At 72.5% G+C, this 25,728-nt stretch carries 23 protein-coding genes; 10 read left to right on the forward strand and 13 right to left on the reverse strand.

Annotated elements, in window-relative coordinates; translation table 11 throughout:
- Nucleotides 1-2: 2 nt before the first annotated feature.
- From AB2L57_RS14955 to proC, 3 genes are all read right to left on the reverse strand, one after another.
- Nucleotides 3-698 carry a potassium channel family protein gene (locus AB2L57_RS14955; protein WP_409047468.1) on the reverse strand — a complete coding sequence of 232 codons (696 nt, stop codon included), beginning with the start codon at nucleotides 696-698 and terminating at the stop codon, nucleotides 3-5.
- Nucleotides 691-2,058 carry a TrkH family potassium uptake protein gene (locus AB2L57_RS14960; protein WP_409047469.1) on the reverse strand — a complete coding sequence of 456 codons (1,368 nt, stop codon included), beginning with the start codon at nucleotides 2,056-2,058 and terminating at the stop codon, nucleotides 691-693. The genes AB2L57_RS14955 and AB2L57_RS14960 overlap by 8 nt, the downstream gene beginning before the upstream one ends.
- 68 nt (nucleotides 2,059-2,126) lie before the next feature.
- A complete protein-coding gene (gene proC / locus AB2L57_RS14965) occupies nucleotides 2,127-2,972 on the reverse strand; it encodes a pyrroline-5-carboxylate reductase (RefSeq protein ID WP_409047470.1) in 846 nt (281 codons plus the stop codon).
- A gap of 109 nt (nucleotides 2,973-3,081) precedes the next feature.
- Here proC and AB2L57_RS14970 point away from each other — a divergent pair, with 109 nt between their 5' ends.
- Nucleotides 3,082-4,194 (forward strand): alpha/beta fold hydrolase, encoded by a 1,113-nt coding sequence (locus tag AB2L57_RS14970; protein ID WP_292809597.1) that lies wholly within the window; start codon nucleotides 3,082-3,084, stop codon nucleotides 4,192-4,194.
- Nucleotides 4,195-4,207: 13 nt separating this feature from the next.
- On the opposite strand, the gene AB2L57_RS14975 is transcribed toward AB2L57_RS14970, so the two are convergent.
- On the reverse strand, nucleotides 4,208-4,672 hold the full coding sequence (locus tag AB2L57_RS14975; protein ID WP_292809595.1) for a nucleoside deaminase: 465 nt from the start codon (nucleotides 4,670-4,672) through the stop codon (nucleotides 4,208-4,210).
- Between the two features lie 103 nt (nucleotides 4,673-4,775).
- Here AB2L57_RS14975 and AB2L57_RS14980 point away from each other — a divergent pair, with 103 nt between their 5' ends.
- The 5 genes from AB2L57_RS14980 to upp are packed head-to-tail and all read left to right on the forward strand — an operon-like array spanning nucleotide 4,776 to nucleotide 8,593.
- Nucleotides 4,776-5,102 (forward strand): hypothetical protein, encoded by a 327-nt coding sequence (locus AB2L57_RS14980; RefSeq protein WP_292809593.1) that lies wholly within the window; start codon nucleotides 4,776-4,778, stop codon nucleotides 5,100-5,102.
- Nucleotides 5,099-6,445, forward strand: coding sequence for a putative T7SS-secreted protein (locus AB2L57_RS14985; RefSeq protein WP_409047471.1), 1,347 nt, complete (start codon nucleotides 5,099-5,101; stop codon nucleotides 6,443-6,445). Before AB2L57_RS14980 ends, AB2L57_RS14985 begins: the two co-directional genes overlap by 4 nt.
- Complete coding sequence (locus AB2L57_RS14990; RefSeq protein WP_292809589.1) at nucleotides 6,442-6,792, forward strand: hypothetical protein; 351 nt, start codon at nucleotides 6,442-6,444, stop codon at nucleotides 6,790-6,792. Before AB2L57_RS14985 ends, AB2L57_RS14990 begins: the two co-directional genes overlap by 4 nt.
- A gap of 37 nt (nucleotides 6,793-6,829) precedes the next feature.
- Nucleotides 6,830-7,951, forward strand: coding sequence for a hypothetical protein (locus AB2L57_RS14995; protein ID WP_409047472.1), 1,122 nt, complete (start codon nucleotides 6,830-6,832; stop codon nucleotides 7,949-7,951).
- Nucleotides 7,952-7,960: 9 nt separating this feature from the next.
- Entirely contained in the window at nucleotides 7,961-8,593 is a 633-nt protein-coding gene (gene upp / locus AB2L57_RS15000) for a uracil phosphoribosyltransferase (protein WP_292809586.1), read from the forward strand.
- A 1-nt stretch (nucleotide 8,594) separates the two neighbouring features.
- On the opposite strand, the gene AB2L57_RS15005 is transcribed toward upp, so the two are convergent.
- Nucleotides 8,595-12,095: a bifunctional RecB family nuclease/DEAD/DEAH box helicase gene (locus AB2L57_RS15005; protein WP_292809584.1), complete on the reverse strand. Its 3,501-nt coding sequence runs from the start codon at nucleotides 12,093-12,095 to the stop codon at nucleotides 8,595-8,597.
- Between the two features lie 62 nt (nucleotides 12,096-12,157).
- On the opposite strand from AB2L57_RS15005, the gene AB2L57_RS15010 reads away from it, so the two are divergent.
- Nucleotides 12,158-14,233 carry an NAD(+) synthase gene (locus AB2L57_RS15010; protein WP_292809582.1) on the forward strand — a complete coding sequence of 692 codons (2,076 nt, stop codon included), beginning with the start codon at nucleotides 12,158-12,160 and terminating at the stop codon, nucleotides 14,231-14,233.
- Here the strand turns inward: AB2L57_RS15010 and AB2L57_RS15015 are convergent.
- The 3 genes from AB2L57_RS15015 to AB2L57_RS15025 all read right to left on the reverse strand — a co-directional run bounded on the left by AB2L57_RS15015 (nucleotide 14,220) and on the right by AB2L57_RS15025 (nucleotide 16,606).
- Nucleotides 14,220-14,825, reverse strand: a complete 606-nt coding sequence (locus AB2L57_RS15015; RefSeq protein ID WP_292809580.1) for a hypothetical protein — start codon at nucleotides 14,823-14,825, stop codon at nucleotides 14,220-14,222. The genes AB2L57_RS15010 and AB2L57_RS15015 overlap by 14 nt on opposite strands.
- A 110-nt stretch (nucleotides 14,826-14,935) precedes the next feature.
- The gene (locus AB2L57_RS15020) at nucleotides 14,936-15,370 is read right to left on the reverse strand and encodes a hypothetical protein (protein ID WP_292809578.1); all 435 of its coding nucleotides are present in this window, start codon (nucleotides 15,368-15,370) and stop codon (nucleotides 14,936-14,938) included.
- Nucleotides 15,371-15,439: 69 nt separating this feature from the next.
- The gene (locus AB2L57_RS15025; protein WP_292809576.1) at nucleotides 15,440-16,606 is read right to left on the reverse strand and encodes a hypothetical protein; all 1,167 of its coding nucleotides are present in this window, start codon (nucleotides 16,604-16,606) and stop codon (nucleotides 15,440-15,442) included.
- Nucleotides 16,607-16,696: 90 nt separating this feature from the next.
- Between AB2L57_RS15025 and AB2L57_RS15030 the strand changes: the two genes are divergently transcribed.
- Complete coding sequence (locus AB2L57_RS15030) at nucleotides 16,697-18,187, forward strand: sensor histidine kinase (RefSeq protein ID WP_409047473.1); 1,491 nt, start codon at nucleotides 16,697-16,699, stop codon at nucleotides 18,185-18,187.
- Nucleotides 18,187-18,843 carry a response regulator transcription factor gene (locus AB2L57_RS15035; RefSeq protein WP_292809572.1) on the forward strand — a complete coding sequence of 219 codons (657 nt, stop codon included), beginning with the start codon at nucleotides 18,187-18,189 and terminating at the stop codon, nucleotides 18,841-18,843. Before AB2L57_RS15030 ends, AB2L57_RS15035 begins: the two co-directional genes overlap by 1 nt.
- 6 nt (nucleotides 18,844-18,849) lie before the next feature.
- Here the strand turns inward: AB2L57_RS15035 and AB2L57_RS15040 are convergent, their stop codons facing one another.
- A complete protein-coding gene (locus tag AB2L57_RS15040) occupies nucleotides 18,850-19,464 on the reverse strand; it encodes a nucleoside deaminase (RefSeq protein ID WP_292809570.1) in 615 nt (204 codons plus the stop codon).
- A 3-nt stretch (nucleotides 19,465-19,467) separates the two neighbouring features.
- A complete protein-coding gene (gene add, locus AB2L57_RS15045; protein ID WP_292809568.1) occupies nucleotides 19,468-20,511 on the reverse strand; it encodes an adenosine deaminase in 1,044 nt (347 codons plus the stop codon).
- Between the two features lie 71 nt (nucleotides 20,512-20,582).
- Between add and AB2L57_RS15050 the strand changes: the two genes are divergently transcribed.
- Nucleotides 20,583-21,176 (forward strand): nucleoside phosphorylase, encoded by a 594-nt coding sequence (locus AB2L57_RS15050; RefSeq protein WP_409047474.1) that lies wholly within the window; start codon nucleotides 20,583-20,585, stop codon nucleotides 21,174-21,176.
- A gap of 1 nt (nucleotide 21,177) precedes the next feature.
- Here the strand turns inward: AB2L57_RS15050 and AB2L57_RS15055 are convergent, their stop codons facing one another.
- The 3 genes from AB2L57_RS15055 to AB2L57_RS15065 form a co-directional block, all read right to left on the reverse strand.
- Nucleotides 21,178-21,360, reverse strand: a complete 183-nt coding sequence (locus AB2L57_RS15055; RefSeq protein ID WP_292809564.1) for a hypothetical protein — start codon at nucleotides 21,358-21,360, stop codon at nucleotides 21,178-21,180.
- Between the two features lie 160 nt (nucleotides 21,361-21,520).
- On the reverse strand, nucleotides 21,521-24,526 hold the full coding sequence (locus AB2L57_RS15060) for an SMC family ATPase (protein ID WP_292809562.1): 3,006 nt from the start codon (nucleotides 24,524-24,526) through the stop codon (nucleotides 21,521-21,523).
- Nucleotides 24,523-25,680 carry an exonuclease SbcCD subunit D gene (locus AB2L57_RS15065; RefSeq protein WP_409047475.1) on the reverse strand — a complete coding sequence of 386 codons (1,158 nt, stop codon included), beginning with the start codon at nucleotides 25,678-25,680 and terminating at the stop codon, nucleotides 24,523-24,525. The genes AB2L57_RS15060 and AB2L57_RS15065 overlap by 4 nt, the downstream gene beginning before the upstream one ends.
- Nucleotides 25,681-25,728: the final 48 nt, after the last annotated feature.

A 25,728-nucleotide genomic window follows, 5' to 3' on the forward strand; every position in this document is an offset into this window, starting at 1 on the left:
GCTCAGGGCAGCTGAGCGAACGCCTCGACGCGATCGGTGGGGCCCACGATCAGGATGCGGTCGCCGGGCGAGAGCACCGTCTGGTTGTCGGCGTTCTGCCACGCCCCCTCGAGGGTCTTGAACGCGGTCACGGTCACGCCGTGCGTGCGCCGGAGCGTCGTCTCACCGAGCGGGGTGCCCTGGAAGCGTTCGGGGGCGGCGATCTTGGCGAGGGAGTAGCCCCGTTCGATCTCGAGGTAGTCCATGGCGGCGCCCCGCACGAGGTGGGCGACCCGGCGCCCCATGTCCTTCTCGGGAAAGATCACGTGGTGCACACCGAGCTGCTCGAGGATGCGGCCGTGCTGCTCGCTGACCGCCTTCGCCCAGATGACGGGGACCTTCAGCTGCAAGAGGATCGAGGCGGTGAGGATGGACGCCTGCACGTCGTCGCCGATGGCCACCACGACCCGGTCGAACTCGTCCACCGCGAGCTGGCGCAGCACCTCCTCGCGGGTCGAATCGGCGCGCACGACCTGGGTGAGCTGGCCGTTGAGGGATTGCACGAGCTCCTCGTCGACGTCGATGCCGAGCACCTCCGTGCCGGAGGCCATGAGTTCGAGCGCGAGCGAGCTGCCGAAGCGGCCGAGGCCGATGACGGCGACGGAGTCCGCCTCCGCGATGCGGCGGGAGGAGTCGCCGAAGAGGGGGAACCTAGCCAATGGCGGGCCTTTCCTTGGGGTATTCGTAGAGCACGCGGCGCGTGCGCAGGGCGAGGGCGGTGCCGAGGGTCAGCGGTCCGATGCGACCGAGGAACATCAGCAGCACGAGCACGACCTCCGCCGCCGCCGGCAGGTCGTAGGTGATGCCGGTGGACAGGCCCACCGTGCCGAACGCCGACACCGCTTCGAAGAGCACCCGGTCGAAGGGATGCCCCGTGATCACCATGAGCGCGATCGTGCCCGCCATGACGGCCGCGAGCGCGATGAGCACCACGGCGATCGCCTCGCGGTGCACCGCGCGCGAGAGCCGCTTGCCGAAGATCGTCACCGCGCCTTCGCCGCGCAGCTCGGTGACAAGGATGAAGAACAGCACCGCGAAGGTCGTCACCTTGATGCCCCCCGCCGTGCCGGCGGGGCCGCCGCCGATCAGCATCAGCACGTCCATCCCCACCCACGTCTCGTCGCGCATCAGACCGATGTCCACGGAATTGAACCCCGCCGTGCGCGTCTGCACCGAGTGGAAGAAGCCGATGAGCAGCCGCGTGAGCGGGTCGTAGGCACCGAGGGTGTCGGGGTTGGTCCACTCGAGGACGGTGATGTACAGCATCCCGACCAGAAGCAGAACGGGCGTGGCCCACAGCACGATGCGGGTGTTCATACTCCAGCGCAGCGGGCGACGGAACTCACGGCGCAGCTGCATGAGAACCGGGAACCCGAGTCCGCCGAGGATGATCGCGCCGCAGATCGGCAGGCAGATCCAGGGGTCGGCGGCGAAGCCCATCAGGTTGTCGCTGTACAGCGCGAAGCCGGCGTTGTTGAACGACGACACCGCGTGGAACAGCGCGTGCCACGCCGCCTCGCCGATCGCGTAGTCGTAGCCGAGGACGAAGCGCGGGAAGAGGAACGCGAAGGTCACGCCCTCGATGAGGAGCGAGATCACCAGGATGCGGCGCGCAAGGCCCCGCACCTCGCCGATACCGCCGGCCTTGGCCTCGGCGGCGGCGTTCAGCCGGGAGCGCACCCGGAGCTTGCGGGCGATCGCGATGCCGATGAGCGAGGCCGAGATCATGATGCCCAGGCCCCCGAGCTGGATCAGCACCATGATGACGACGAGACCGACATCGCTCCAATGCGTGGGCGTGTCGACCGCGGTCAGCCCCGTGACGCAGACGGCGGAGGTCGCGGTGAACAGCGCGTCGAAGACATCGGTCCAGCGGCCCGAACGCGACGAGATCGGCAGCATGAGCGCCAGCGTGCCGACGGCGATGGCACCCGCGAATCCGAGGACGACGACCTGGGCGGGATGCAGGCGGCGGGTGCGGCGCAGCCGCGTTCCCGAGGCCGCGACGCGTGTGGGCACGGAGGGGAACGATACGCCTCCTGCGGCGGAACGCAACCCTGCCGCGGCGTGACCCCCGCAGGCGCGGCTCAGGCCCCCGCGGCCAGCTCCCGCGCCCGGGCGAGCGCAGCGTCGGTTGCCCGGATGAAGATCTCGTCCAGGCGGGCCTCTTCGAGCACGGCGACGGCGCGCTCGGTGGTGCCCTTCGGGCTCGTGACGCGGCGGCGAAGCTCCGCCGGATCCAGACCCGACGCGGCCAGCAGCGCGCCCGCGCCGATGAAGGTCTGCTCGGCCATCAGGCGCGCGTCGGCCACGGCGAAGCCCTTGCCGATCGCGGCGAGGGTGAGCTGCTCGATGAGCAGGTACACGTACGCGGGACCCGAGCCCGAGATCGTCGACAGCGCGTCGATCTGGGTCTCGGGTACCTCGATCACGACCCCGCACGTCTCGAACAGCCGCCGGACGAGGGCGCGCTGCTCCGGGGTGACCGTCGCCGCCGCGCTCAGTCCCGTCACCGCCTTGCCCACGACCGCGGGCGTGTTGGGCATCGCCCGCATCGCGGACGCGCGGTCGTCGAGGGCCCGCTCGATCGTCCCCAGGGACACTCCCGCGGCCAGGCTCACGACGACGGTCCCGGGCCGCAGGACGGGTGCGATCTCGCGCAGCAGATCCGACACCATCGCGGGCTTGACCCCGATGAGCACGACGTCGGCGCCCGCCGCGGCGCGGAGATTGCCCCCCTGCTCGACCTCGAGCGCGATGCTCTCCACTCCGGACCGACCCTCGAGGGTCGCGGCCTTGGCGCGCGAGCGATTGGTCACGACGACGTGCGGCGCGATCCCCGAGGCGACGAGGCCCTCGAGAATCGCTCCGCCCATGGACCCCGCCCCCAGGATCGCGACGGGCGGCAGCGGGACGTTCGGGGGCGTCGACATGACAGCATCCTATGATTCCGGCCTGCGCCGCATCATGCCCCCGGACGCGGGCGCGCGGGACGTCTAGGATCGCCTCTGGGGCTCCGCCGCCCCGAGGGAGGACCGCACCATGACGCTCTTCGACGGCATCACCGCCCGCATGATCGAGACCCCGGGTCTCGCCGTGAACATCCTCGAGCGCGAGGGGGACGATCCCGCGACGACCCCCGACAAGACGCTCGTGCTCGTGCACGGCAATGTCTCGTCGAGTCTCTTCTGGCAGGAGCTGATGCAGGACCTGCCGCACGACCTGCGGGTGATCGCCATCGACCTGCGCGGATTCGGCGGCACCGAGAACGCCCCCGTCGACGCCACTCGCGGCGTCCGGGACTTCAGCGACGACGTGCACGCCACCCTCGAGGCGCTCGGCATCGAGTCGGCGCACCTGATGGGCTGGTCCATGGGTGGCGGCGTCGTGATGCAGTACGCCATCGACCACGGTGCGCTCAGCCTGACCCTGCAGTCCCCCGTCTCGCCCTACGGCTTCGGCGGCACACGTCGCGACGGCTCGCGCCTCACCGACGACGACGCCGGCACCGGGGCGGGCGGAGCGAACCCCGACTTCGTCGCACGCCTGGCCTCGCACGATCGCACGGCGGACGCGCCGACCTCGCCCCGCAGCGTCTTCCGCGGCTCGTACGTCGCCGAGGGGTACGCGAGCGAGCACGAGGACGTCTGGGTCGAATCCATGCTCACCACCTCGACGGCGTCGGGCAACTATCCGGGCGACTCGGTGGCGAGTGAGGACTGGCCGGGATTCGCGCCCGGACCCAGCGGCGTGCTCAACACGATGGCGCCCGGCAACTTCGACGTGTCGGGCATCGTCGACCTCGACCCGAAGCCGCCCATCCTCTGGGTGCACGGCACACTCGACGCGATCGTGTCGGACGCGTCGTTCTTCGATCTGAACCACCTCGGAGCTCTCGGCATCATTCCCGGCTGGCCGGGCGAAGACGTCGCGCCGGCCCAACCGATGGTCTCGCAGACCCGCGACGTGCTGACCGCCTACACGGCAGCCGGCGGAGAGGTCGCCGAGCTCGCTCTCGAGGGTGTGGGCCACAGCGCGCACCTCGAGCGGCCCGCCGAGGTGCGGCGGGCCCTGCTCCAGGTCATCGGCTACGTCGACCGGCCGGCGGACCCCGCGCCGCCGACCGAGGCGATCATCCTTCGCTCGGCCGACTGATCCCCCCCGTGAGCTAGCGGCGCGACGAGAAGAACGCCCCGAGCAGCGCGGCGGATTCGGCCTCGCACACCCCGCCCACCACCTCGGCGCGCGAGGGCAGCCGCCGATCCCGCACGACGTCATAGACGGAGCCCGCCGCCCCGGCCTTCTCATCCCACGCCCCGAACACGACTCGCGAGACGTGCGCCTGCAGCGCGGCGCCCGCGCACATCACGCAGGGCTCGAGCGTCACCACGAGCGTGCAGCCCGCGAGATTCCAGGAGCCGAGGGATGCCGCGGCACGGCGCAGCGCGACGACTTCGGCATGGGCGGTCGGGTCGCCGGTGACCTCCCGCAGGTTCGCACCCTCGGCGATCACCGTCCCCGCCGCGTCCAGCACGACCGCACCCACGGGGATGTCGCCCCCCTCGGCCGCGCCCTGCGCGAGCGACAATGCGCGGCGCATCGCTGCGAGGTCCGTGGGCGCGGGTGGGAGCATGGCTGACCTCCTGGTGACCCGCACGAGCCTACGCCGATGGGGAGTTCTCCCCATCGGCGCTCGGTCCGCCCGTCAATAGACTCGACTGCGGAGGAGGGGTGCCATGGCTGATCTGCGTTTCGATCTCGACGCCGTGCGTGACATCGCGAGCGACCTGAGGACGATAGCGTCGGAATTCCGCGACGCGAACGTCGGCAGCGAGCGCATCGCCGACGCCACGGGACACCCCGGCCTCGCCGACGCGGTGCGCTCGTTCGCCCATTCGTGGGACGACACCCGCGAGGAGATGCTCGGCACCATCGAGGGGCTGGGCGAGGCCACCGACGCGATCGCCGACGCTTTCGCGCAGACCGACTCCGACCTCGCCGATGCGTTCGCCGAGCAGCCCGCGGGGGCGACCGGCACCCGCGGCATCCCGAGGGCCGTATGAGGCCCGCGGACTGGTCGGCGCTCGACCTCGCCACCGATCCCGTTCCCGGCGACCCGTCGATCGTCCGCGCCGGCGGACAGGACTATGTGGATGTCGCCGCCGCGATCTCGCGGACGGCGATGCGCCTGCGTTCCCTGAGCCTCGAGGGCACGGTGTCGGAGGCCCTCGAGACGCTGGGCGAGACCGCACGCACCGTCGCCGACGACATCTCGCGAGCGCAGACCCGATATCGCGAGACCGGCAACGCGCTGATCGACTACGCGAGCACTCTCGAGAGCGCGCAGTCGGAGTCGCTGTCGGCGCTCTACGCCGCCCGCGAAGCGCGCACCGAGCAGGAGAGCGCGGCGGGCGCCCAACGGCGCTACCTGCGCCTCGCCTCGGACGCGACCGACCCCGCCACGGTGCTGCGCTATGAGAATCTCGCCGACGACGCCCTCGGGGAGAACCGGCTCGCGGGCTCCCGCGTGGCCGGCGCGCAGGGTCGCGTCCACGATGCCGTGGGCGCGCGAGACCGCGCCGCCGAGACCGCACGCACCCGCATCGAGAACACGACCGCCGACGACGGTCTGGGCGACTCGTGGTGGCAGGACTGGGGCGCCGATGTCGTCGCCGTCATCACGGATGTCGCCGGCTGGGTGGCGACGATCGCGGGAGTGCTGGCGCTGGTGGTGTCGTGGATCCCCGTGATCGGACAGGTGCTCGCCGCAGCCCTGCTGCTCATCGCCGGCATCGCCGCGATCGTCAACGCGGTCGGCAACATCGCCCTGGCGGCCACGGGTGAGCGCAGCTGGACCGAGGCGGTCATCAGCATCGTCGGTGCGGCGCTCTCGGTCGTCGGCCTCGGCGCCGCCGCGCGCCTGGTCGGATCGGCGGCGGCGGCGGCGCGCATCAACAACCTCGCCCGCGTGCAGTCGGGTTGGGCCGGCGAGGCGCTCACCGTGCGCGAAGCGCTGCGAGTGCGCCCGAGCGCGATGGCGGAGTCCGAGAGCCTCTGGCGCACCCCCGTCGCGGCCCCGCAGAACGGCGACGACGCCTTCCGGCTGTGGGGCACGCGCCCCGGCGCGAGCAGCGGGTCGGGTGCGGGCGGAGGCTCGTGGTCGCCTACCGACCCGCGCACCCTCGCCCACCACAGTGAGAGCCTCGGGCTGCCGGATGTCAACTACGCGGACACGCTCTCGATCGGGCACATCACCGACGCGACGCAGGTGCAGCACGTCCGGCACGCTCTGCCCCTGGACGGCATGCCGGGCGGCGGGGCCGAGTGGGTGTTCCGCGGTGGCAGCCCGGTCGACCCGACGGTCGGACGGGTGACTGACGTCGACGTGCCGATGAGGCTGCCGTGACGCGCGTGGGCGAGCGCGCCTTCGACCACCGTGTGATCATCGTGTGCGGCGGAGAACGCTGGAGCGGGCCGCTGTCGGCCGATCGTCCGCTGCCGGAAGACGCGCCCTTCCGCGGTTTCGTCACGACATCGGATGCCGGCATCCCCCGCTTCGCGTGGATCGCGGGCCGCACACTCTCCCACGACGACGGCGCGGTTGTGACCGAGGGACTGCTGTACGAGGTGTCCGAGCGTCAGCGTGATGACCCGCCCGGCATCCCCGCGAACGGGCGCCGCTTCCGGCAGGTGGCGGAGATGTTCGTGACGGGGTCGGAGACAGCGGCGGAGCGGCTGCGCGCCGCGTGCTGACCCCCGCTGCGCGTCCGCCCGCTGGCAGGATGGACCGATGAGCTTCTCCCCCGACGATCCGCCCCTGGCCGTCGCCCCCTCGACGGATGTCGGGTCCGCCCGGCTCGCGGCCGCCCTCGCGGCGGTCGACGTCGCGGCGATCGGTCGTGCGCTGCGGCAGGACTACGTCATCGTCCCGCTGCTGCGCGGATCCGACGGGCGCACCCAGACGCGCGTGGTCTCGGCCGACGACGCCGAGGGCGAGCGGCGATGGGTGCTGTGCGTATTCTCGTCGACGCAGGCGTTCGCGGACTTCGTGCAGGACGATCCGCAGCGCGAATTCGCCATCCGCACGGGCGCGTCGCTCGCGGGCACGATCGAGTCGTACCGTCACCTCCTGCTCCGGATCGACTTCGACCCCGCGGGGCCCCACCCCGTCACCGCTGAGATCGACGATGTGCTGGCAGCCCTCGCCCCGGACCCCTCGGACGATCCCGTGCGCTGGATCACCGAGAGCGACGACGGCCCCGCCCACGGTCTGCGCCCCGGTGAGCGGATCGCGGGCCTGGAGCTGGCCCTGCCCGACGACTGGGCGCGCATCGATCTGACCGACTCCGCCCGCACCACCGACGATGTCGCGGCCCTCGTCGGACGCCAGCTGCAGGGGCTGGCCACGGCGCCGGTGCTGCGCGGGCAGCTCACCGCGTGGCTCACCTCGACCGCCCGCGCGGCGGCGGCGGGCGGTGGCCGCGAGATGGCGTTCCTCGTGCGACGCACCGAGTCCGCCGCCGCGGCGCTGAGCGTCACGACCTACGCGCAGCAGCTCGGCGAGGCGCCCGCGGGCACCCACCTCGACGCCGTCGTGGAGCGTCTGCGACCCGCGCTCGCTGAGGCCGATGACCTCTCGCGCGCCCGGACCGCCACGGGGCCCTTCGTGCGACACGTCCACACCTCCTCCGGCGCGGCCGAGCTCGAGGCCGAGGGCACAGCACTGCTGGTTGCGGACTACTGGCTCGAGAACCCCGATGCGCGCGGCATCAGCCTCGTCAGCTTCAGCACACCCCACGTCGATGCGCGCGAGGCGATGCTGCTGCTGACCGACAATGTCGTCCTCGGCGCGGCGTGGCAGATCCATCCGCCCGAGGAGGACGCCCCCGGCGGCGACCGCTCCGACAGGTAGCCTGTCCGTATGCGTGTGCACGTCGCCGACCACCCCCTGATCACCCACAAGCTCACGGTGCTCCGCGACGCGACGACCCCGTCGCCCGTGTTCCGTCAGCTGACCTCCGAGCTGGTCACCCTGCTCGCCTACGAGGCCACCCGCCAGGTGCGGGTCGAGCCCATCGAGATCACCACGCCCGTCACCACGACGATGGGGGTGAAGATCGCCGATCCCCGCCCGATCGTCGTGCCCATCCTGCGCGCCGGCCTGGGCATGCTCGAGGGGCTCGTCACCCTGCTGCCCACCGCCGAGGTGGGTTTTCTCGGCATGGTCCGCAACGAGGAGACCCTCGAGCCGACGACGTACGCCGAGCGCCTGCCCGATGACCTCAGCGATCGGCAGTGCTTCGTGCTCGACCCGATGCTCGCCACCGGCGGATCGCTCGGGGCCGCGATCGAGTTCCTCTTCGCCCGCGGCGCGCAGGATGTCACCGCGATCTGCCTGCTCGGCGCGCCCGAGGGTGTGGCCGCGATCGAGAAGCAGGTCGACGGCAAGGACGTCACCCTCGTGCTGGGTGCCCTCGACGAGCGCCTGAACTCCAAGGGCTACATCGTTCCCGGGCTCGGCGACGCCGGCGATCGGCTGTACGGCACCGTCTGACTCACCCGACGAGGCGCGAGAAGGCGCTCAACCGGGCCACGCCCTCGGGCGTGTGCGGAAGATCGTCGAGCAGCGCGGGCGAGTACACGAGGTAGGCGGCGACCTTCGCCCGTGAGATCGCGACGTTGAGGCGGTTCGCGAGCAGGAGGAAGTCGAGGCCCCGCGGAGCATCGCGCCCCGATGACGCCGCGAGCGTGACGATCGCCGCCGCCGCCTCCTGCCCCTGGAACATGTCGACCGTGCCGACCGGCACGCCCGGCAAGCCCGCCTCATCGAGTGCCCGGCGCACCGTGGCGACCTGGGCGTTGTAAGGCGCGACGACGATCAGATCCGTCGCCTCGAGGGGGCGCGCGGGCACCGGGTCGGCGCCGCCCGCGTCATCGAGCGCGACGTCGCGGTAGGGCCTGCCGATGAGCGCGCGGGCGATCTCGACGACGCGCAGCGCCTCCTCGGGGGATGCCGTCGTGTTGCCGGTATGCGTCACCGGCGAGATCTGCACGCCCGGCGCCACACCCTCGATCTCGCGCACGGCCGCCGACGGGTGGGATGCGAGTCGCCCCGCGTAGGCGAGGTGCGACACGGGCAGCGCGACGGCGGGATGCATGCGCCGGCTCTCGGGCAGGAAGAATCCGTACCCGGAGGGCAGCACGGCCTCATCGCGCATGACCCATCCGAGCGCCGACGTGTCGACGGGCTCGGGGTGCGTGCCCTGGCTGACCTGCGGCAGCTGCTGGGGATCGCCCAGCAGCAGCAGCCGCGATGCGGCCAGCGACACCGCGATCGTCGAGGCCAGCGAGAACTGGCCCGCCTCGTCGATGACGAGCAGATCGAGGGACGCACGCGGAATGCGTCCCTCGTGGCTGAAGTCCCATGCCGTGCCGCCGATGACGTAGCCCGTCGCGGCGTTCTCGGCCGCGAATGCCGCGACGCCGTTCTTGGGCAGCACGGTGTAGCCCGGGCGCGCACTCTCGTCTTTCGGCGCCTTGCCCACGAGTCGGGGCGGGACCCCCGCCGCGACGACGCGCTCGAGCATGTGCTCGACGACCGCGTGGGACTGCGCCACCACGCCGACACGCCAGCCGTGCTCGCGCACGAGGCGCTCGATGACGTGGGATCCGATGTACGTCTTGCCCGTGCCGGGAGGGCCCTGCACCGCGAGGTAGCTGCGATCGAGGGTGCGCAGGGCCGCCACGACCTCGGCGGCGTCGACGGGGGTGCCGGGCGCGGGCATGTCCGAGACGCCGCGGGGCGGGAGCCTGCGCAGGATGTCGGCGGCAGGACCGGCGGGCAGCTCGCCGTCGGCGTCGATCAGCGCATCTGCCCATGCGTCGATCGCGGACTGCTGGTTGCCCGCCCGCGGCGGCGCGGCCGGGGTCAGGGCGATCGGCAGCGGGGCCCACGTCATGCCGGACACCGAGGTCTCTTCGACGATCGCGCCGTCGTCGCTCTCGTCGATGACCTTCACGCGACGATCGGCGTGGATCCAGCGCGGAGAGGCCTCGAAGGGAAAGGGTGCGGGCAGCTCGTAGAGCGCGAAGGGGTCGGTGCCCACCTTGAGACGTGTGCCGGGGGCGGGCTCACCCACGAGCCTCAGCACGCGCACATCGACGCGGCGACCCTCGGGGCGATGCCAGTCCTCGAGCACCTCGCAGCGGGCACGATCGAGCGCGACGACGTCGCGCGCCTGATCCCACACGCCCACGGGCTCGCGCAGGCGCAGGAAGTGGGTGGCCCAGAACGACTTGGCCTCGCGCGGGTAGTAGTCGATCGCGGCGGCCGCGAGGCGCAGCGCACGCTCGTCGTCGCCGACGTCGCCTGCCGATCCCGGCGGGCGCGAGGCCGCGAGGGCATCCGCGCGGCGAGCCAGCGCCTCGGCGCGCGGCGAAGGCGCATACCCCGTGCTCTCGGACTCGGGATCGGCTGCCGCCGGCACGCCGTGTTCGGCGGCGCGCTCGCGCAGCCAGTCGCGCAGGCGCCGCGTGGAGACGCAGTCGTACCGGTTGTAGTCGCCGATGTCGTCGAGGATGCGCTGCGCTGCCGCCGTCTCGCCCTCATCGGCCAGCGCCCGCGCCTCGACGTACCGCACGATCGACTCATCGCCGCGCTGGACGTCGCTCTCGCGGCGCTCCTCGCCCATATACAGGGGTTCGAGCTTCTTGATCGAGTACGAGCGCGACCCCACGCGCAGCGCCCGCCGCACGATCGGATACAGGTCGACGAACACACCATCGCGCAGCAGGGTGTCGACCTCGGCCTCGCCGACGCCGTGGCGCGCAGCCATGGCGAACAGGTGACTGGTCTCGTAGGGGGCGTAGTGGTAGATGTGCATGCCGGGGTGCGCGAGGCGATGCACCCGGACGAACGCCAGGAAGCGCTCGAGCGCCTCGCGCTCGGCGGCGAACGAGTGTGCCCAGATCGAGGAGAACTGCTCGCGATCGTCGACCCAGCCGAAGAGGTAATCCAGCCCCCACACTCCCCCCGATCCCTCGGTGTAGAGCGGGTCGCCCTCGAAATCGAAGAAGAGATCGCCGGGATCGGCGGGAGGCAGTGCTCCGAGCGCGCGCGGAGCGACCACACGGTAGGGCGGCGCTGCCGACTCGTGGGCCTCGAGCTGGAGCGCCGCCTGGGTGACCAGCAGCGCGAAGACCTCGGGGTTCATCCCCGGCGGCACGGCCGCGACGTCGGCTGCCGCCAGCTCGTCGATCGTCTGCACCCCGTTCGCCCGCAGCCGGTCGCGCTGCGAGGGCCGCATGCCCGCGACCAGCAGCAGATCCCGTGCCGACTCGACCTCGATCTGACAGGTGGCGCAGCGGCCGCAGGCGACGAAGCGGTCATCGCCCCACACCGCGGGCGCGATCGCGGGGCCCTCGGCGATGCGGCGGTCCTCGATCAGGACGGACAGGCGCGCGCGCCGCAGCCGGTACACCGGCAGCACGTCGTCGACGGCATGCACGCTCGTCGTGCCGTCGCCGAGCAGCAGCTCGACACGATCGGCGCGCGGCACCTCCAGCCGGTCGAGCTGCTCGACATATGCCGCGAGCTGCATGAGCGCGGTCACGCGTGCGCGGCGGGCCAGCTTGGTGTCCTGCACGACCCAGCGCCCGTCCGGGTCGCGCAGGAGGAAATCGGCGAAGCCCACGAAGTCGTCGGTCGCGAACGCCGCCTGGAAGACCACGCGGGCGTCGGAGCCGAGCGCTTCGCGGGTCGCCCGCGCGGCCTCGGCCAGCGCTGCGGCGTCGGCCGACGAGGCGCGCGGGATCTCGACGACACCGGCCCCCAGCTCGGCGCGGTAGCGCTCGAGGACGCGCTCTTCGTGGCGGTCGCCGAGGCGTGCCGCGCGCTCGAGCGTGAGGTCTTCGGGCTCCTGCACCGCGGGCACCCGACCCAGCCTCGCGTCGATCGCCCGCAGCCACGCGAACTCGCACTCGGACGCGGCCTTGAGGTCGCTGGCGCTGGTGACGAGGCGGGCGGGGCTTTCAGCCGTGGCGGGTGTGTAACGCATCGGTTCGAGGCTAGCGGCGGGCTCCGACATCCACCCGGCGGCATCGGTGCAAGACTGGGCGGGTGAACGAGAGCCTGCCGTTCGAGAATCCCTACCGGCACGGGTTCGCCCGGATCGCGGCGTGCACCATCCCGGTCGCGATCGCCGATCCCCGCACGAACGCCGACGCCGTGATCGACGAGGCGCGCGCGGTCGACGCCGAGGGCGTGGCCGTCGCGGTGTTCCCGGAGCTGTGCCTGTCGGGGTACAGCATCGACGACCTCGTGCTCCAGGATGCCGTGCTCGACGCCGTCGAGGACGCCGTCGCCCGAGTGATCGACGCGTCCGCCGATCTCGGGACGGTGCTCGTCGTCGGTGCCCCGCTGCGCCACCGCCACCGCCTCTACAACTGCGCCCTCGTGATCCAGGGGGGGGAGCTGCTGGGCGTCGCGCCGAAGTCGTATCTGCCGACCTACCGCGAGTTCTACGAGCGGCGCTGGTACGCGCCCGGCGACGACCTCACGGGAGCCGACGCCCGATGGATCACCGTCGCGGGCGTCGAGGCGCCGTTCGGTCCCCACCTGCTCTTCGAGGCCACCGACGTCCCCGGCCTCGTGCTGCACGCCGAGGTGTGCGAAGACGTCTGGGTGCCGATCCCGCCCTCGGCCGAGGCTGCGCTGGCGGGAGCGACAGTCCTCGTCAACCTCTCGGGCAGCCCGATCACGATCGCCCGCGCCGACGATCGCAAGGCGCTGTGCCAGTCGCAGTCGCTGCGCTGCCTCGCCGTGTACGCGTACGCGGCCGCGGGCGCCGGCGAATCGACGAACGACCTGTCCTGGGACGGGCAGACCATGATCTACGAGGCCGGCAACCTGCTCGCCGAGACCGAGCGGTTCCCCGACGGACCGCGCCGCAGCATCGCCGACGTCGACCTCGACCGCATCCGTCAGGATCGCGCCCGGCAGGGCACGTTCGATGACAACCGCCGCACCCACGCCGCGCGCGCGGACGAGTTCTTCCGCATCCCGTTCACGCTCGGATCCCGCACGGCGGCAGGGCTGCGACGCACGCTCGACCGGTTCCCGTTCGTCCCCGACGACCCCGAACGCCTGGCCCAGGACTGCTACGAGGCGTTCAACATCCAGGTGTCGGGCCTCGTGCAGCGCATGCGCGCGATCGGCGATCCCAAGCCCGTCATCGGCGTCAGCGGCGGTCTCGACTCCACGCACGCCCTGCTCGTCGTGGCTCGCGCGATGGACCGTATGGGGCGGCCGCGCTCCGACATCCTCGCCTACACGATGCCGGGATTCGCGACGAGCGACCACACCCGCTCCAACGCGATCGCGCTGGCCGAGTCGGTGGGCGCGACGATCGAGACGATCGACATCCGCGAGAGCGCCGCGCTCATGCTCGCCGAGATCGGACACCCCTTCTCCGGCGGCGAGCCCGTCTACGACATCACGTTCGAGAACGTGCAGGCGGGGCTGCGCACCGACTTCCTCTTCCGCCTGGCGAACCAGAACGGCGGCATGGTCATCGGCACCTCGGACCTCTCCGAGCTCGCCCTCGGCTGGGCGACCTACGGGGTCGGCGACCACATGAGTCACTACGCCGTCAACACGGGCGTTCCCAAGACCCTCATCCAGCACCTGATCCGGTGGGTCATCGCCGCCGGCGAGGGTGTGGATGCGGGCGAGGCGCGAGTGCTCCAATCCGTGCTCGACACCGAGATCAGTCCCGAGCTGGTGCCCGCCGGGCAGGACGGCAAGGTGCAGTCGACGCAGGACAAGATCGGTCCCTACGCCCTGCACGACCTCACCCTCTTCCACGTGCTGCGCTATGGCATGCGCCCCTCGAAGATCGCCTTCATCGCCCTCGAGGCGTGGAAGGACGCGGATGCCGGAGCCTGGCCCCCCGGCTTTCCCGAGAGGGATCGGTACTCCTACGACCTGACCGAGATCGTGCGCTGGCTGGAGGTGTTCCTGCAGCGTTATTTCGGGTTCGCTCAGTTCAAGCGCTCGGCGATCCCGAACGGACCCAAGGTCGCCGCCGCGGGTTCGCTCTCGCCCCGCGGCGACTGGCGCGCCCCCTCGGACGGCAACGCGCGCGCGTGGCTCGACGAGCTGCGTCAGGCGCTGCCGCAGTTCACGACCCGCTGATCTCCGGTTCGTCACGCACGCGGTCGCGCAGGCCCACCCGGTCGGGGATCTCGAACGCGAGCCCCGGCAGCCAGGTCGAGGGATCCGGCCACGGCCGCGAGGAGGGCAGCGCGGTCAGCATGCGCCGGATGGCGGCATCCCGTGCGTGCCCGGGCGTCTCGGCGGGAAGCACGCGACGCGGAGCATGCTGCCCGAGTGCACCGCACCACCAGTGCCGCCACGCGCCATCGGCGGATGCCGGGTCGAGGACGATGTAGTAGTCGGGCATCAGGGCGCGCCCGTGCTCGAAGGCGTCGAGCGCCGTCTCGACCTCGATCTCGAGCGTGCCGAGGGTCGCGCGCTCCTGGTAGAGCTCTATCCACGCCGCGGCGACGTGCTCGAGGGGGTCGGCGTCGTGGACGATCCAGGGCATCGCGCACGCGGCGATCCGGCGGGACGCGACGTCGGGGTCCGCCTCGCGCAGCGACAGTGTGTCGATGCCGGGCAGACCGGCCAGGGATGCGAGGGCGGAATCGGAGGAGGGGCCGACGATTGCGACGACCGTGCCGCGCATCGACGCTCCCGCGGGGGTGTCTGCAGTGGAGTGCGCCATGTCTCAGGATACGCCCGGGCGTGTTGCCGGGGCGTGACGCGCGCCGATCGATCGTGCGTCGGACGCGCGAGAGCCCCCGGGCGGGGGGGACCCGGGGGCTCTCGGTCGGCTCAGTTCGAGCCGGCGGATGCGACCGAGGCGACCGATGCCGGGGACGCGGGACTCGGGGCGCTGTAGGCGCTGGGTGCGCTGGCCGGCGAGTCGGGCACCGGCGCCGGAGCGGGCGCGGGGGGTGCGGGGGCAGGGGCCGGGGCGGGCGGCGGGGTGACCGGCGATGCCACGCTCGGTACCGAGGGGACCGACGGCGTCACCGGGGTCGGGCTCGGGGCAGAGACGACCGAGACCGACGTGTCGCTGACGTTGAGCTGCACGCCGCCCGGGCGGTCCAGGACGCCGTCGCGCCCGGTGATGGCACCGCCCGGCACGACGGTTCCGTCGGTGGTGCGCAGGTCCATCGTGCTCGCGGTGGCGGCCGCGCCGCCGGCCAGCAGGCCGATGCCCACGGCTCCGACGGCTCCGTAGGCGATCCACTTCTTCTTGTTCATGATCGGTTCTCCTTCTGGGGTGATCCGGGTGGGGGGCTTCCCGAACGATCTCCAGCCTGCGGGTCGGGGCTAAGGCGCCTCGAAAGCGACCGTGAGGCCGCTCTTATCCACGAGGTCTGCCGCTGCGAGCAGACGATCGGCCCGCACCCGATCCGCCGACTCGGCCGCCGCGAGTGCATGACCGAGCAGCTGCACGATGGCGCGCGCGGCGACCGCGGGGTCGTCGGCGAACCGGCGTCGCGCGCCCTCGGCGAGCGCCCAGGCCCGTTCGGCATCGCCCCACCCCTCGGTCAGCAGCGCACTGGCGACGGCGTGCGAGAGGAAGGCGCCGGCGTCGTCGGCGGGGTCGCCGCGCCCCGCCGTGTCGACGTCGATGAGGGATGCCAGGTGGATGCTGTCTCCCGAGCCGGTGAGGAAGAGCTGGCCGACGTGCAGGTCACCGTGGATGCCTGTCTCGACGCCGCCGGCCTGCGCGCCCAGCGCCTCCGCGCGCGCGGCGAGGTCGTCGACGAGCGCCCCGGGCAGGCCGGCGGCGATCAGGCGGGCGCGGTACCACGGCAGGCGCGCCAGCAGCGATGTGCGGGCAGGCACGCGCATCGGCACGGTCGCGATCCGTCGGCGCAGCTCGTCGACGAGGTCGAGCAGCGCCTCGGGCTGCCACACCACCTCGGTGGCGGGGGTGCCGTCGGCCTGGTCGAGCACGAGCAGTCCCTCCGGCGACCATCCGCGCACGGCCGGCACGGGGATGCCCGCGGCCGCGAACGCCGCGTGCGCCCACACCACGCGCTCGACGCGCCCCGGCCGGACGACCTTGACCCACGTCGCGGCGCCGGCCGACGGCATCCGCAGCACGGCACGACGCCCGGCGCGGTACGCCATGATGCGGGGCTGGCCCTCGACGGCGACGCCGAGGCGCTCGAGCAGCACCGCGGCCGCGCCCCCGAACGCCGCCGGCGCGAGGGCCGGCAGGTGCGGATCGGCGGGATGGGGCCACACCCGCACACCCTCGGCGGCCAGCCCCGTCTCGGCGGTCACCTCGAGCCCCGACGTGTCGACGAACCAGGTCTCGGTCGCGTCGCCGTCACGGCGGACGTCGAACCCGGCGACGGAGCCTCGACCGAGGGGTTCGCGGCTGAGCATCCGCAGATCGCCGGAGTCGACGCCCAGCGCGTCGGCGAGCAGACCGGCCTCGGCGGGCGCATCGGCCCCGGCGGGCGCATCGGCGGAAGTGGGCACGATTCCGATTCCAGCACGTCGCGCTAAGGACGTGTGTGAGACCTCTCTTAGGGTCGATCCCGCCGAAGGCCCCCCGGCCATACTGAAAAGGTGACCGAGCAGACTCCCCCACCCGCGCGGCGCACCGGCCTTGCCCGGGTATCGGTGCGCACGCGGATCATCGCCGTGATCACGATCGTCGCCGCCCTCGGGATGCTGACGGTCGGTGTCGCGGTGTACGCCGTGGAGCGCGCGCGAATCCTTGCGCAGATGGAGGGTCAGCTGCAGTCGAGCCTGGATTCGGCGCGCTTTCTCGTGCAGCAGGGTGTGCAGGACGGCAGCTGGACGACCTCGATCGAGGCGCTCACGGCTGTCGTGCAGCGCATGAGCCCGGACGACAACACGGGCGCGCTGGGCATCATCGACGGCGCCGCCGCCCTCGCACCCGGTGTGCCCCTCGACGTCGACCTCCAGTCCGCTCCGGGATTCGTACCCCACATCGTGGCGGCGACCGCCGACGGCGACCCGGTCATCGGCGTCTACGCGGACGACGGCGTCACCTGGCAGTACCTGGCCGCCCCGATCACGGTCGAGGGCTCCCCCGCCCCGGAGACGACGCTGTTCACGCTCGCCTACGACATCGAGGCGGAGCTCGCCGAGATCAACGTCGCCGCGCGCGTGTACCTCATCGCCGCCGGCATCGCCCTGATCGCGATCGCCGGCGTCGCGTGGCTCGTCGCGACACGGCTGCTGCGGCCACTGCGCACGATGCGCGAGACCGCCGAACGCGTGTCGGCGCACTCCCTCTCCGAGCGCCTGCCGATCGAGGGCCGCGACGACGTCTCCGAGCTCGCCGAGACGATCAACGCCATGCTCGACCGCCTCGATCAATCCCTCGACTCGCAGCGCCGCCTGCTGCACGATGTCGGGCACGAGCTGAAGACACCGATCACGATCGTGCGCGGCTATGTCGAGGTCATGGATCCCGACGATCCCGCCGACGTGCGCGAGACGCAGACACTCACGGTCGACGAACTCGATCGGATGGGCAGCCTCGTCCAGGACCTCGCGCGCGCGGCCTCCCTGCACGGCCCGCGCCCCATCGCCCCGCGCCCCGTCGATGCAGCGGACCTCCTGCGCCAGATCGTGCGCAAGGCGGAGGGGATCGAGGGCGCCGACGTCGCGCCCGGTCCGGTCGCCGACGTGGTCGCCGTGCTCGATCCCGAGCGCATCACCCAGGCGATGCTGCAGCTGGCCCAGAACGCCGTCACACACGGCGGCGGACGCCTCGTGATCGGCAGCCGCAGGGTCTCGGCAGGGCTCGAGCTGTGGGTGCGCGACTACGGTCCGGGCGTGCCCGATGCACTGAAGGAGCGGATCTTCGAGCGCTTCCAGCGCGGCGCCGACGACACGAGGGCCGGCAGCGGTCTCGGCCTGAACATCGTGCAGGTGATCGCCCGCGCCCACGGCGGCACGGCGCGGGTGGTGGATGCCGAGGGCGCACAGGGCGCGGTCTTCGCGATCACGCTCCCCCTCACCGACGCGACTCCCCCACGGCCCCCGCTCCCGACGGCCGCCGACGCGCTGAGCGGGGTGCGCTGATGGCGTCGATCCTCATCGCCGACGACGAGAAGCGCATCTCGGGATTCATCGAGAAGGGCCTGCGATCGGCGGGTTTCGCCACGACGATCGCCGCGACCGGGCCCGACGCGCTGCATCTGGCCCAGACGGGCGAGTTCGACCTGCTGGTGCTGGATGTGAACATGCCGGGCATGGACGGCTTCGCCGTGCTCGAGCAGTTGCGCGGGTCGGGATCGCGTCTGCCGGTGATCATGCTGACGGCCCGCGTCGAGCTTCACGACACCGTCGCGGGTCTCGAGGGCGGGGCCGACGACTACATCGGCAAGCCCTTCCGCTTCGACGAGCTGCTCGCCCGGATCCGACTGCGCATGCGCAAGGAAGAGTCCGCCGCAGCCCCCGAGCTGCGCCACCGCGACATCTCGCTCGATGTCCGCACGCGCAAAGCGCACGTCGCCGGCGATGCGGTGGAGCTCTCGGCACGCGAGTTCGCCCTCGCCGAGGAACTCATCCGCCACGCCGGTCAGGTGCTCAGCCGCGAGCAACTGCTCAGTCGTGTGTGGGGGTACGACTTCGATCCGGGCTCCAACGTCGCCGACGTGTACATCGGCTACCTGCGGCAGAAGCTCGGCGCCGATCGCATCGAGACCGTGCGCGGCGCGGGCTACCGCCTGCTCTGACGCGGGTCAGACCTCGGCGGTGCGGGCGTTGTAGACCGTGATGCCCCCGGCATCCACCGCCGCGCGGTAGGCGCGGAACACCGCGAGCGCCTCGTCGCGCAGCACGTCCTGTGTGACGCGGATGCCGCGGGCCTCGAACTGCTCGGCCCAGTCGTCGACCATCGGCCCCTCGTCGAACGTCGAGATCTGCTCGAGCTCGGGGCCCGCCCCCGCCACGACGAGCGAGCGCACGCCCGACCACATCGTGGCGCCGTAGCACTGCACGCACGGGCGCCAGTTGACCACCAGCTCGTGCTCGGGAAGGTCGGCGCCGCCGAGATCCCACGACCCCACGCGCGCCTGCGCGGTGCCGAGTGCCGTCACCTCGGCGTGCGCCGAGGACACCCCGCTGCCGAGCACGACGTTCACGCCGACCGAGACGATCCGACCGGTCTCGGTCTCGGCGACGAGCGCCGCGAAGGGCCCGCCGTTGCCCTCCCGCCAGTTGCGATCGGCGAGGCGGTGGACGAGCGCCATGCGATCGGCCACATCGGGCAGGATGTCGGGCACGCCCGCGAGCTCGTCGGCGACCCAGGACGGCAGCTGCACCGTGTAACCCGTGGCGAAGTGGGCAAGGTCCATCGTTCAATCCCTCTCGTGCTGCGCGTCGAGCGCCGCGATCTCGGCGCCGAACTGCGCGCGCAGCCGGGCCTTCTCGTCATCGTCGCAGAATGCCGCGTCGATCCCGGCCAGCGCGATGCGGGCCGCGCCCTCGGCATCGACCCCGAGCGCCGCGAGACCCTCGCGGTACTCCCGACCGATGTCGGTGCGGAAGAACATCGCGTCATCGGTCGAGACCGTCACGGTGAGCCCCGCATCGATCATGCGACGAATGCGGTGGGCGGGATCCAGGGTCCAGCCCGAACAGATCGTCGTCGAGATCGGCGTCGTCGTGAATCCGATCCCGCTCGCGCGCGCCTCGGCGACGAGGTCCGGATCGTCCATGATGCGGTAGCCGTGGTCGATGCGATCGACGCCGAGATCGTGCAGGGCGATGCGCACCGCGTCGGCCTCCGAGCGGTCGGTCTCCCCGACGTGTGCGGTCAGCCGGAAGCCCTCCGCCCGCGCGAGCGCGTACGCGTTCGCGAACGTCTCGGGCGCCTCGCGCCCATCGGGGGTCAGATCATCCATCCCCAGACCCACGACGGCGGGATGCCGGTGCTCGGCCATCTGCTCGACGAGGCGCAGCGCGGACTCGGGAGTGTCGGCCCGGTTGATCGCGACGACGATGCGAAAGCCCACCCCCCACTGCCGCTGCGCGGCCTCCAGGCCCTCGATGACGGGGTCGACCACGTCGGTGTACGACATCCCACGGCCGGCGAAGTACTGCGGATTCAGGTAGTACTCGCGGTAGCGCAGGTTGCCGGTCTCCACGCCGATCCGCACTCCGTCGAGGGCGACGGCGTGGAAGTCCTCGGGATCGCGCAGCACGTCGTGCGCGATCGTGAACGCCGCGAGGAAGTCCCGCAGATCGCGGTAGTCGAACAGCCGCTCGGGGTCGGTGGTGGGAAGCGCCACGCCGTGCTTCGCCGCCAGCCGCACGAACAGCTCGGCGCTCATGGTCGAGGTGAAGTGGCAGTGCAGCTCGGTCTTGGGCAGCAGCTGCAGGTAGTCGGGGTACGAGATCATCGCCGGCCATCCTGTCTCACGCGTGTTTCGCCGGTGTGACGCCGGCCGGGGGTCCGCGCTGATCCGGGAGAATGGATGACGTGAGACTTCTCGTCGCGGCGCTGGACGCCGAACTCGTGGCATTTCCCGCCGAGATCGAGGGCTTCGGGCGCCTCGTGACCGGACCCGGCAAGCTGAAGGGAGCGGTGGGGCTGACCCGCGCGCTCACCGCGCAGACCTACGACGAGATCGTGGTCGTGGGCACGGGCGGGGCGATCGACCCGCGCCTGGGTGCCGCGGTCTACGAGGTCACCGCCGCCGTGCAGCACGACGTCACCGATATCGACGGCATCGTCGGCCAGCACGTGTCGATGCCCGCTCGCGTCGAGACGCGGGCGGTGGATGCTGCCCCCCGGCGCGTGCTCGACGAGGTGACGATCGCGACCGGCGATCACTTCGTCGACGACGCGGAGGCTGTGGCGACGATCCGGCCGCTCGGGGCAAGCATGGTCGACATGGAGACGTACGCCTACATCTGGGTGGCGCAGGAGTTCGGGGTGCCCATCCGCGTGCTCAAGGCCGTCTCGGATCGGGCACAGGATGACGCCATCACGGACTGGCGCACGGCCGTGACGGCGTGCAGCGCGCAGCTGTGGGAGGTCTTCCGCGCCGACTACGGCGTGTGAGTCAGTCGTCGTCGCCGCGAGCGAACACCGCGCGCAGCACGAAGAAGACGATCGCGGCGACGACGGCGACGACGATCAGCTTGAAGACGAACGCGAGGACCGAGAACAGCACGTTCACGAGGAACCACGCGATGAGCACGGCGGCGATGACGCCGAGGATCGTCCAGAGGGTTCCGCTCTTCATCCATCCAGCCTAACCGCCGGTGCGAGCGGGAACGCCCGCCGGGCCCGCCGGTTTCCCCCGCGACGCGCCCGGCGTCCCCAGCGAATCTGCGGCGGCGACGGTGCCTGGCGGGCAGGCTATACCCGCCCCAGCGCGGCACACAAGGTTCGGCGGCGGCATATCAGTGGGGGACGGCCGCGCGCTGCCGGATCACACTCGGTCCCTGTGCCGACGCCTCGACGTGCAGCTGCGCGGGCACCTGATCCTTCATCGTCTCGACGTGGCTGATCAGCCCGATCGTGCGGCCTCCCTGGCGCAGCTCGTCGAGTGTGCGCATCGCGACGTCGAGGGTCTCGGGGTCGAGGGAGCCGAAGCCCTCGTCGATGAACAGGGTGTCGAGCCGGATGCCGCCCGCGCGGCCCGTGACGACCTCGGCAAGTCCCAGCGCGAGGGCGAGCGAGGCGAGGAAGGTCTCGCCGCCCGAGAGGGACTGGGTGGGACGGGCACGCCCGGTGTGGGCGTCCATGATCTCGACGCCGAGCCCCGACGCGGCTCCACGCGCCGCGCGCGCGTCGGTGTGGCGGAGGCGATAGCGGCCGTCCGACATGTCGGACAGGCGCAGGTTGGCGGCCGCCACGATCTCTTCGAGCTCGGCGGCGAGCACGAAGGTCTCGAGTGTCATGCGGCGGGTGTTGGGCGCCTTGCCCGCCACGGTGTGCGCGAGGCGGGCGATGATCTCGTGCTCGTCGCGCAGTCGCGCGGTGTCGGCATCGGCGTGCGCTGCCCGAGCGGCGAGCGCGCGCAGGGTCTCGGCCACCTGCTCGGCGCGCGCCAGCGCGGCGGCGGCCGTGGCGCGCTCCGCGCGGGCCAGGTCGACGGCGGACGTGAACGGGGCGAGGTCGATCGGCTCTTCGGGCAGCACCTCGAGCTCGAGCTCGAGGAGGGTCGCCCGCTCGGTCGCGAGGGCCAGGTCGTGGGCGCGGATGCGCGCCTCGAGCTCAGCGCGCGTGTCGTCGTCGCGCAGCGCCGTCAGCGCGGTGGCTTCGTCGTCGAACCCGTGCCGGCGCAGCGCCGCGTCGCGTGCGGTGGCGGCGTCCTCCGCCCCCAGGACGGCCGCCGCACGCTCCTCGGCGGCGTCGGCGAGGTCGCGCGCGCACCGGATCACCCGCGCGATGGCGTCGAGTCGCGCGGCGACCGTGGCGTGATCGCCGCGCGCCTGCGCCACGGTGCGGCGCGCGGTATCGAGGCGCTCGGTCGCGACCGCGAGCGTCTCGGCCGCTGTCGCCCGCTGGGCGGCCAGCACCGCCTGCTCCTCTGCGGCGCGCTCGTTCTCGGCGACGAGTGCCGCGCGCTCGTCGCGCAACGTTTGCACGAGTGTCTCGGCCGTTTCGGCCGTCTCGAGCGCGGAGGTCGCCGCGGTGAGCTCGGCGTCGAGCTGCGCGCTCGAGCGCCCTCCCGCCGAGGCCGCGGCCTCGGCGTGGCGAGCGCGGGCGTCCGCCAGCGCGGAGGTCGCCTCGGCATCGGCCCGGGCAGCGGCGGCCTTGGCCTGCTCCGCGGCGGAGATCGTGTCGGCGTCGGCGGCGCCGGGTGCGCGCTCGGCCGGGTGCGGGTGTTCGCGCGCGCCGCAGACGGCGCACGGGTCGCCGGGTACCAGCGTCGCCGCGAGCTCGCCGGCGAAGCCGTCCAGGCGCAGGCGCAGGAGCGCCGCGACGTGCGCCGCCGCGGCGGCGAGCGCCTCGCCGGCGTCTCGCGCGGAGCTCTCGGCCGCGCGCAGTGCCTCGGCCAGGCTCTCGGCGCGCGCTGCGGCGTCGCGCTGGTCGCCGAGCGCCCGCCGCCGTTCGCGTGCGGCGGGCAGGAGCGCCGCCGAGGCATGCGCCGTCTCGAGTCGCACATCGAGCGCCGCGAGAGCGGCCGGACGGCCCCTTGCCGCCTCGTCGGCGCACAACCGGCGCTCATCCAGATCGGCGAGCACCACCTGCGCCGCGGCCGTGGCCGCGGCGAGGTCATCGAGGGAGGCCTCGGCGAGCGCCGCGGCCCGCCAGGCTCCGCGGTCGGCCGTCGCCTCGTCGGCCAGCGCGCGCAGGGCGACGATGTCGTGGTCAACGATCTCGTCGCCGAGGGCGAGTTCGCGCGGCACCGCGTGTGCGGGCAGATCGGCCCACGCGGCACGGGCCGCGCGCTCGTCGGCTCGGGCGCCTGCGGCCACCGTCGCGGCGTCGCGAGCCTTCTCGACGTCGGCGCGCACGACCTCGGCACGCGCGGCCTCCGCGAGGGTGCGGCGGTCGTCGTCGATGCGGGGCGTCTGCGACTCGAGCTCGGCGAGGCGCAGACGCGAGCGGTCACGCTGACGCTGACGCTCGCCCTCGGCCGTGCGGGCGGCCAGCACAGCCTCGGCGGCGTGCAGGGCGGTCTCGGCCGCGACATGCGCGTGCTGCGCCGTCTCGGCCCGATACGCCGCGCGATCGGCGACGCGGGCCACCTCGGCGGGATCCGCGGACGCGGCGACCTCGATGCCCGCGTCCGTCGCGACGCGGCGCGCCTCGTCGAGCACCATCGCCATCTGGTCGGCGCCGGCCCCCGCCGCCGCCTCGGCGATCCTGCGGCGCTGCTCGAGGGCCTTCTCGTACTCCTCGAAGCGGCGAGTGCCGAACAGCGTGCGCAGGAGGGCCTGCCGCTCATCGTTCTTGGCGAGCAGGAAGCGCGCGAACCGTCCCTGAGCGAGCAGGATCACCTGCAGGAACTGCTGCTGGGTCAGCTGCAGGATCTGCTCGAGCTCGTGTGCGACGTCGACGGGGCGGGCCGCCAGACCCGTCCAGACCCCGCCCCTGTGCTCCTCGAGGGCGGCGCGGTGCGCCTCGAGCGCCATCCCCGATCCGCGCCGCTTGGGTCGTTCGTACTCCGGTGCCCGGGTGACGCGGAACCGGCGCTCGCCCGTGCTGAACTCGACGATGACCTCGCTCACGTCGTCGGGCGCGCAGTGGTCGCTGCGCAGGCGCCGCTCGCCCGACTCGTACCGGGGCACGCCTCCGTAGAGGGCGAAGCACACCGCGTCGAGGATGCTCGATTTGCCGGTGCCGGTGCGCCCGGTGATCAGGAAGATGCCGTCGTCGGCGTAGGCGTCGAAGTCGACGACCTGCCGCTCACGGAAGGGCCCGAACCCCTCGACCTCGAGCCTGTGCAGCCTCATGCGAGGGCCTCGGCGCGCACTCGGTCATCGAGCACGTCGGCCAGCAGCTCGCGCTCGCGCTCGGAGGGCCCCTCGCCCGCGCGGACGTGGTCGAGGAAGGCGTCGATGCGCTCGGTGTCGCTGACGGCGTCGCGCAGACGTTCGCGGTACGTCGAGCCGGAGTCTTCGGCCACGATGGCCGGCGCGTGCACGACGGTCGCGCAGTGCGGGAAGCGGGCGCGCAGGCGTCGCATCGGGTCGACCTGAGGCGCGGTGTCGGTGTACTGCGCGCACACCCACGAGTCCTCGTGCACGGCGAAGCGCTCGTCGCCGAGGAGCTCGTCGATCGGCGCGGTCAGGGTGACCAGCGGCCGGGGCACCGGAAGTCCCAGCCACTCGACGCCCGCCAGGCCCCGCGCATCGAGGTCGACCAGCCACGAGCCGCGCGGCTTGTGCTGCTCGCCGAAGGAGTAGTGCAGCGGTGCACCGGCGTAGCGCACACGTGCCGAGAGCTCGCTGCGGCCGTGGATGTGGCCGAGGGCGACATAGTCGGGACCGTCGAACACCGACAGGGGCACGACGTCGAGCGTGCCCTGTCGGATCTCGCGCTCGACGCCGGGCGTGGGCTCGATACCCGCGGCGAAGCAGTGCGCGAGCGCCACCGACCGCCCGCCGCGCACCGCGAGGTCGGCGCGCACGAGCGACATGGCGTGCGACATCGTCTGCGCCTGCGTGCGCAGCGTCTCGTCGGGCCACAGCGGCCGCACGATCGAGGGCTCGAGGTAGGGGATGCCGTAGAAGTGCACGGGACCGTGCTCATCGTCGATCGTGACGGGATCGGCGAGCGTGCGCGGATCGGTGCGCACGTGCACGCCGGCCCGTGCGAGGAAGGGCGCCTGGAATCCCAGCCGCGCCGCGGAGTCGTGGTTGCCGCTCGTGACCACGACCTCGGCGCCGGCATCGCGGATCGCCGCGAGCGCGTCCGTGAGCAGCGTGTAGCACGCGGCGGCGGGCGTCGCGGAGTCGAAGACGTCGCCCGCGAGCACCACGACGTCGACGCCCCGATCGCGCACCTGGCCGGCGAGCGTCTCGAGCACGCCGTGCAGCGCGACGAGGGTGGCGTGGCCGTGGAAGGAGCGGCCGATGTGCCAGTCGGAGGTGTGCAGGATGCGCATGCCCACACGCTACGGTCGGTCTCCGACATCGACCGGAAGCGCCCCCGC

The organism is Microbacterium sp. HA-8 (assembly GCF_046111165.1).
Classification (GTDB): Bacteria; Actinomycetota; Actinomycetes; order Actinomycetales; family Microbacteriaceae; genus Microbacterium.

Bases quoted from the DNA above. Each gene is read 5' to 3' on its own strand.
- AB2L57_RS15065 (WP_409047475.1), bottom strand. From the start codon at position 25,680: ATGCGCATCCTGCACACCTCCGACTGGCACATCGGCCGCTCCTTCCAC.
- AB2L57_RS15035 (WP_292809572.1), top strand. From the start codon at position 18,187: ATGGCGTCGATCCTCATCGCCGACGACGAGAAGCGCATCTCGGGATTC.
- AB2L57_RS15055 (WP_292809564.1), bottom strand. From the start codon at position 21,360: ATGAAGAGCGGAACCCTCTGGACGATCCTCGGCGTCATCGCCGCCGTG.
- upp (WP_292809586.1), top strand. From the start codon at position 7,961: ATGCGTGTGCACGTCGCCGACCACCCCCTGATCACCCACAAGCTCACG.
- AB2L57_RS15050 (WP_409047474.1), top strand. From the start codon at position 20,583: ATGGATGACGTGAGACTTCTCGTCGCGGCGCTGGACGCCGAACTCGTG.
- AB2L57_RS14985 (WP_409047471.1), top strand. From the start codon at position 5,099: ATGAGGCCCGCGGACTGGTCGGCGCTCGACCTCGCCACCGATCCCGTT.
- AB2L57_RS14970 (WP_292809597.1), top strand. From the start codon at position 3,082: ATGACGCTCTTCGACGGCATCACCGCCCGCATGATCGAGACCCCGGGT.
- AB2L57_RS15005 (WP_292809584.1), bottom strand. From the start codon at position 12,095: ATGCGTTACACACCCGCCACGGCTGAAAGCCCCGCCCGCCTCGTCACC.
- AB2L57_RS14980 (WP_292809593.1), top strand. From the start codon at position 4,776: ATGGCTGATCTGCGTTTCGATCTCGACGCCGTGCGTGACATCGCGAGC.
- AB2L57_RS15040 (WP_292809570.1), bottom strand. From the start codon at position 19,464: ATGGACCTTGCCCACTTCGCCACGGGTTACACGGTGCAGCTGCCGTCC.
- AB2L57_RS15020 (WP_292809578.1), bottom strand. From the start codon at position 15,370: ATGAACAAGAAGAAGTGGATCGCCTACGGAGCCGTCGGAGCCGTGGGC.
- add (WP_292809568.1), bottom strand. From the start codon at position 20,511: ATGATCTCGTACCCCGACTACCTGCAGCTGCTGCCCAAGACCGAGCTG.
- AB2L57_RS14995 (WP_409047472.1), top strand. From the start codon at position 6,830: ATGAGCTTCTCCCCCGACGATCCGCCCCTGGCCGTCGCCCCCTCGACG.
- AB2L57_RS15015 (WP_292809580.1), bottom strand. From the start codon at position 14,825: ATGGCGCACTCCACTGCAGACACCCCCGCGGGAGCGTCGATGCGCGGC.
- AB2L57_RS15060 (WP_292809562.1), bottom strand. From the start codon at position 24,526: ATGAGGCTGCACAGGCTCGAGGTCGAGGGGTTCGGGCCCTTCCGTGAG.
- AB2L57_RS14975 (WP_292809595.1), bottom strand. From the start codon at position 4,672: ATGCTCCCACCCGCGCCCACGGACCTCGCAGCGATGCGCCGCGCATTG.
- proC (WP_409047470.1), bottom strand. From the start codon at position 2,972: ATGTCGACGCCCCCGAACGTCCCGCTGCCGCCCGTCGCGATCCTGGGG.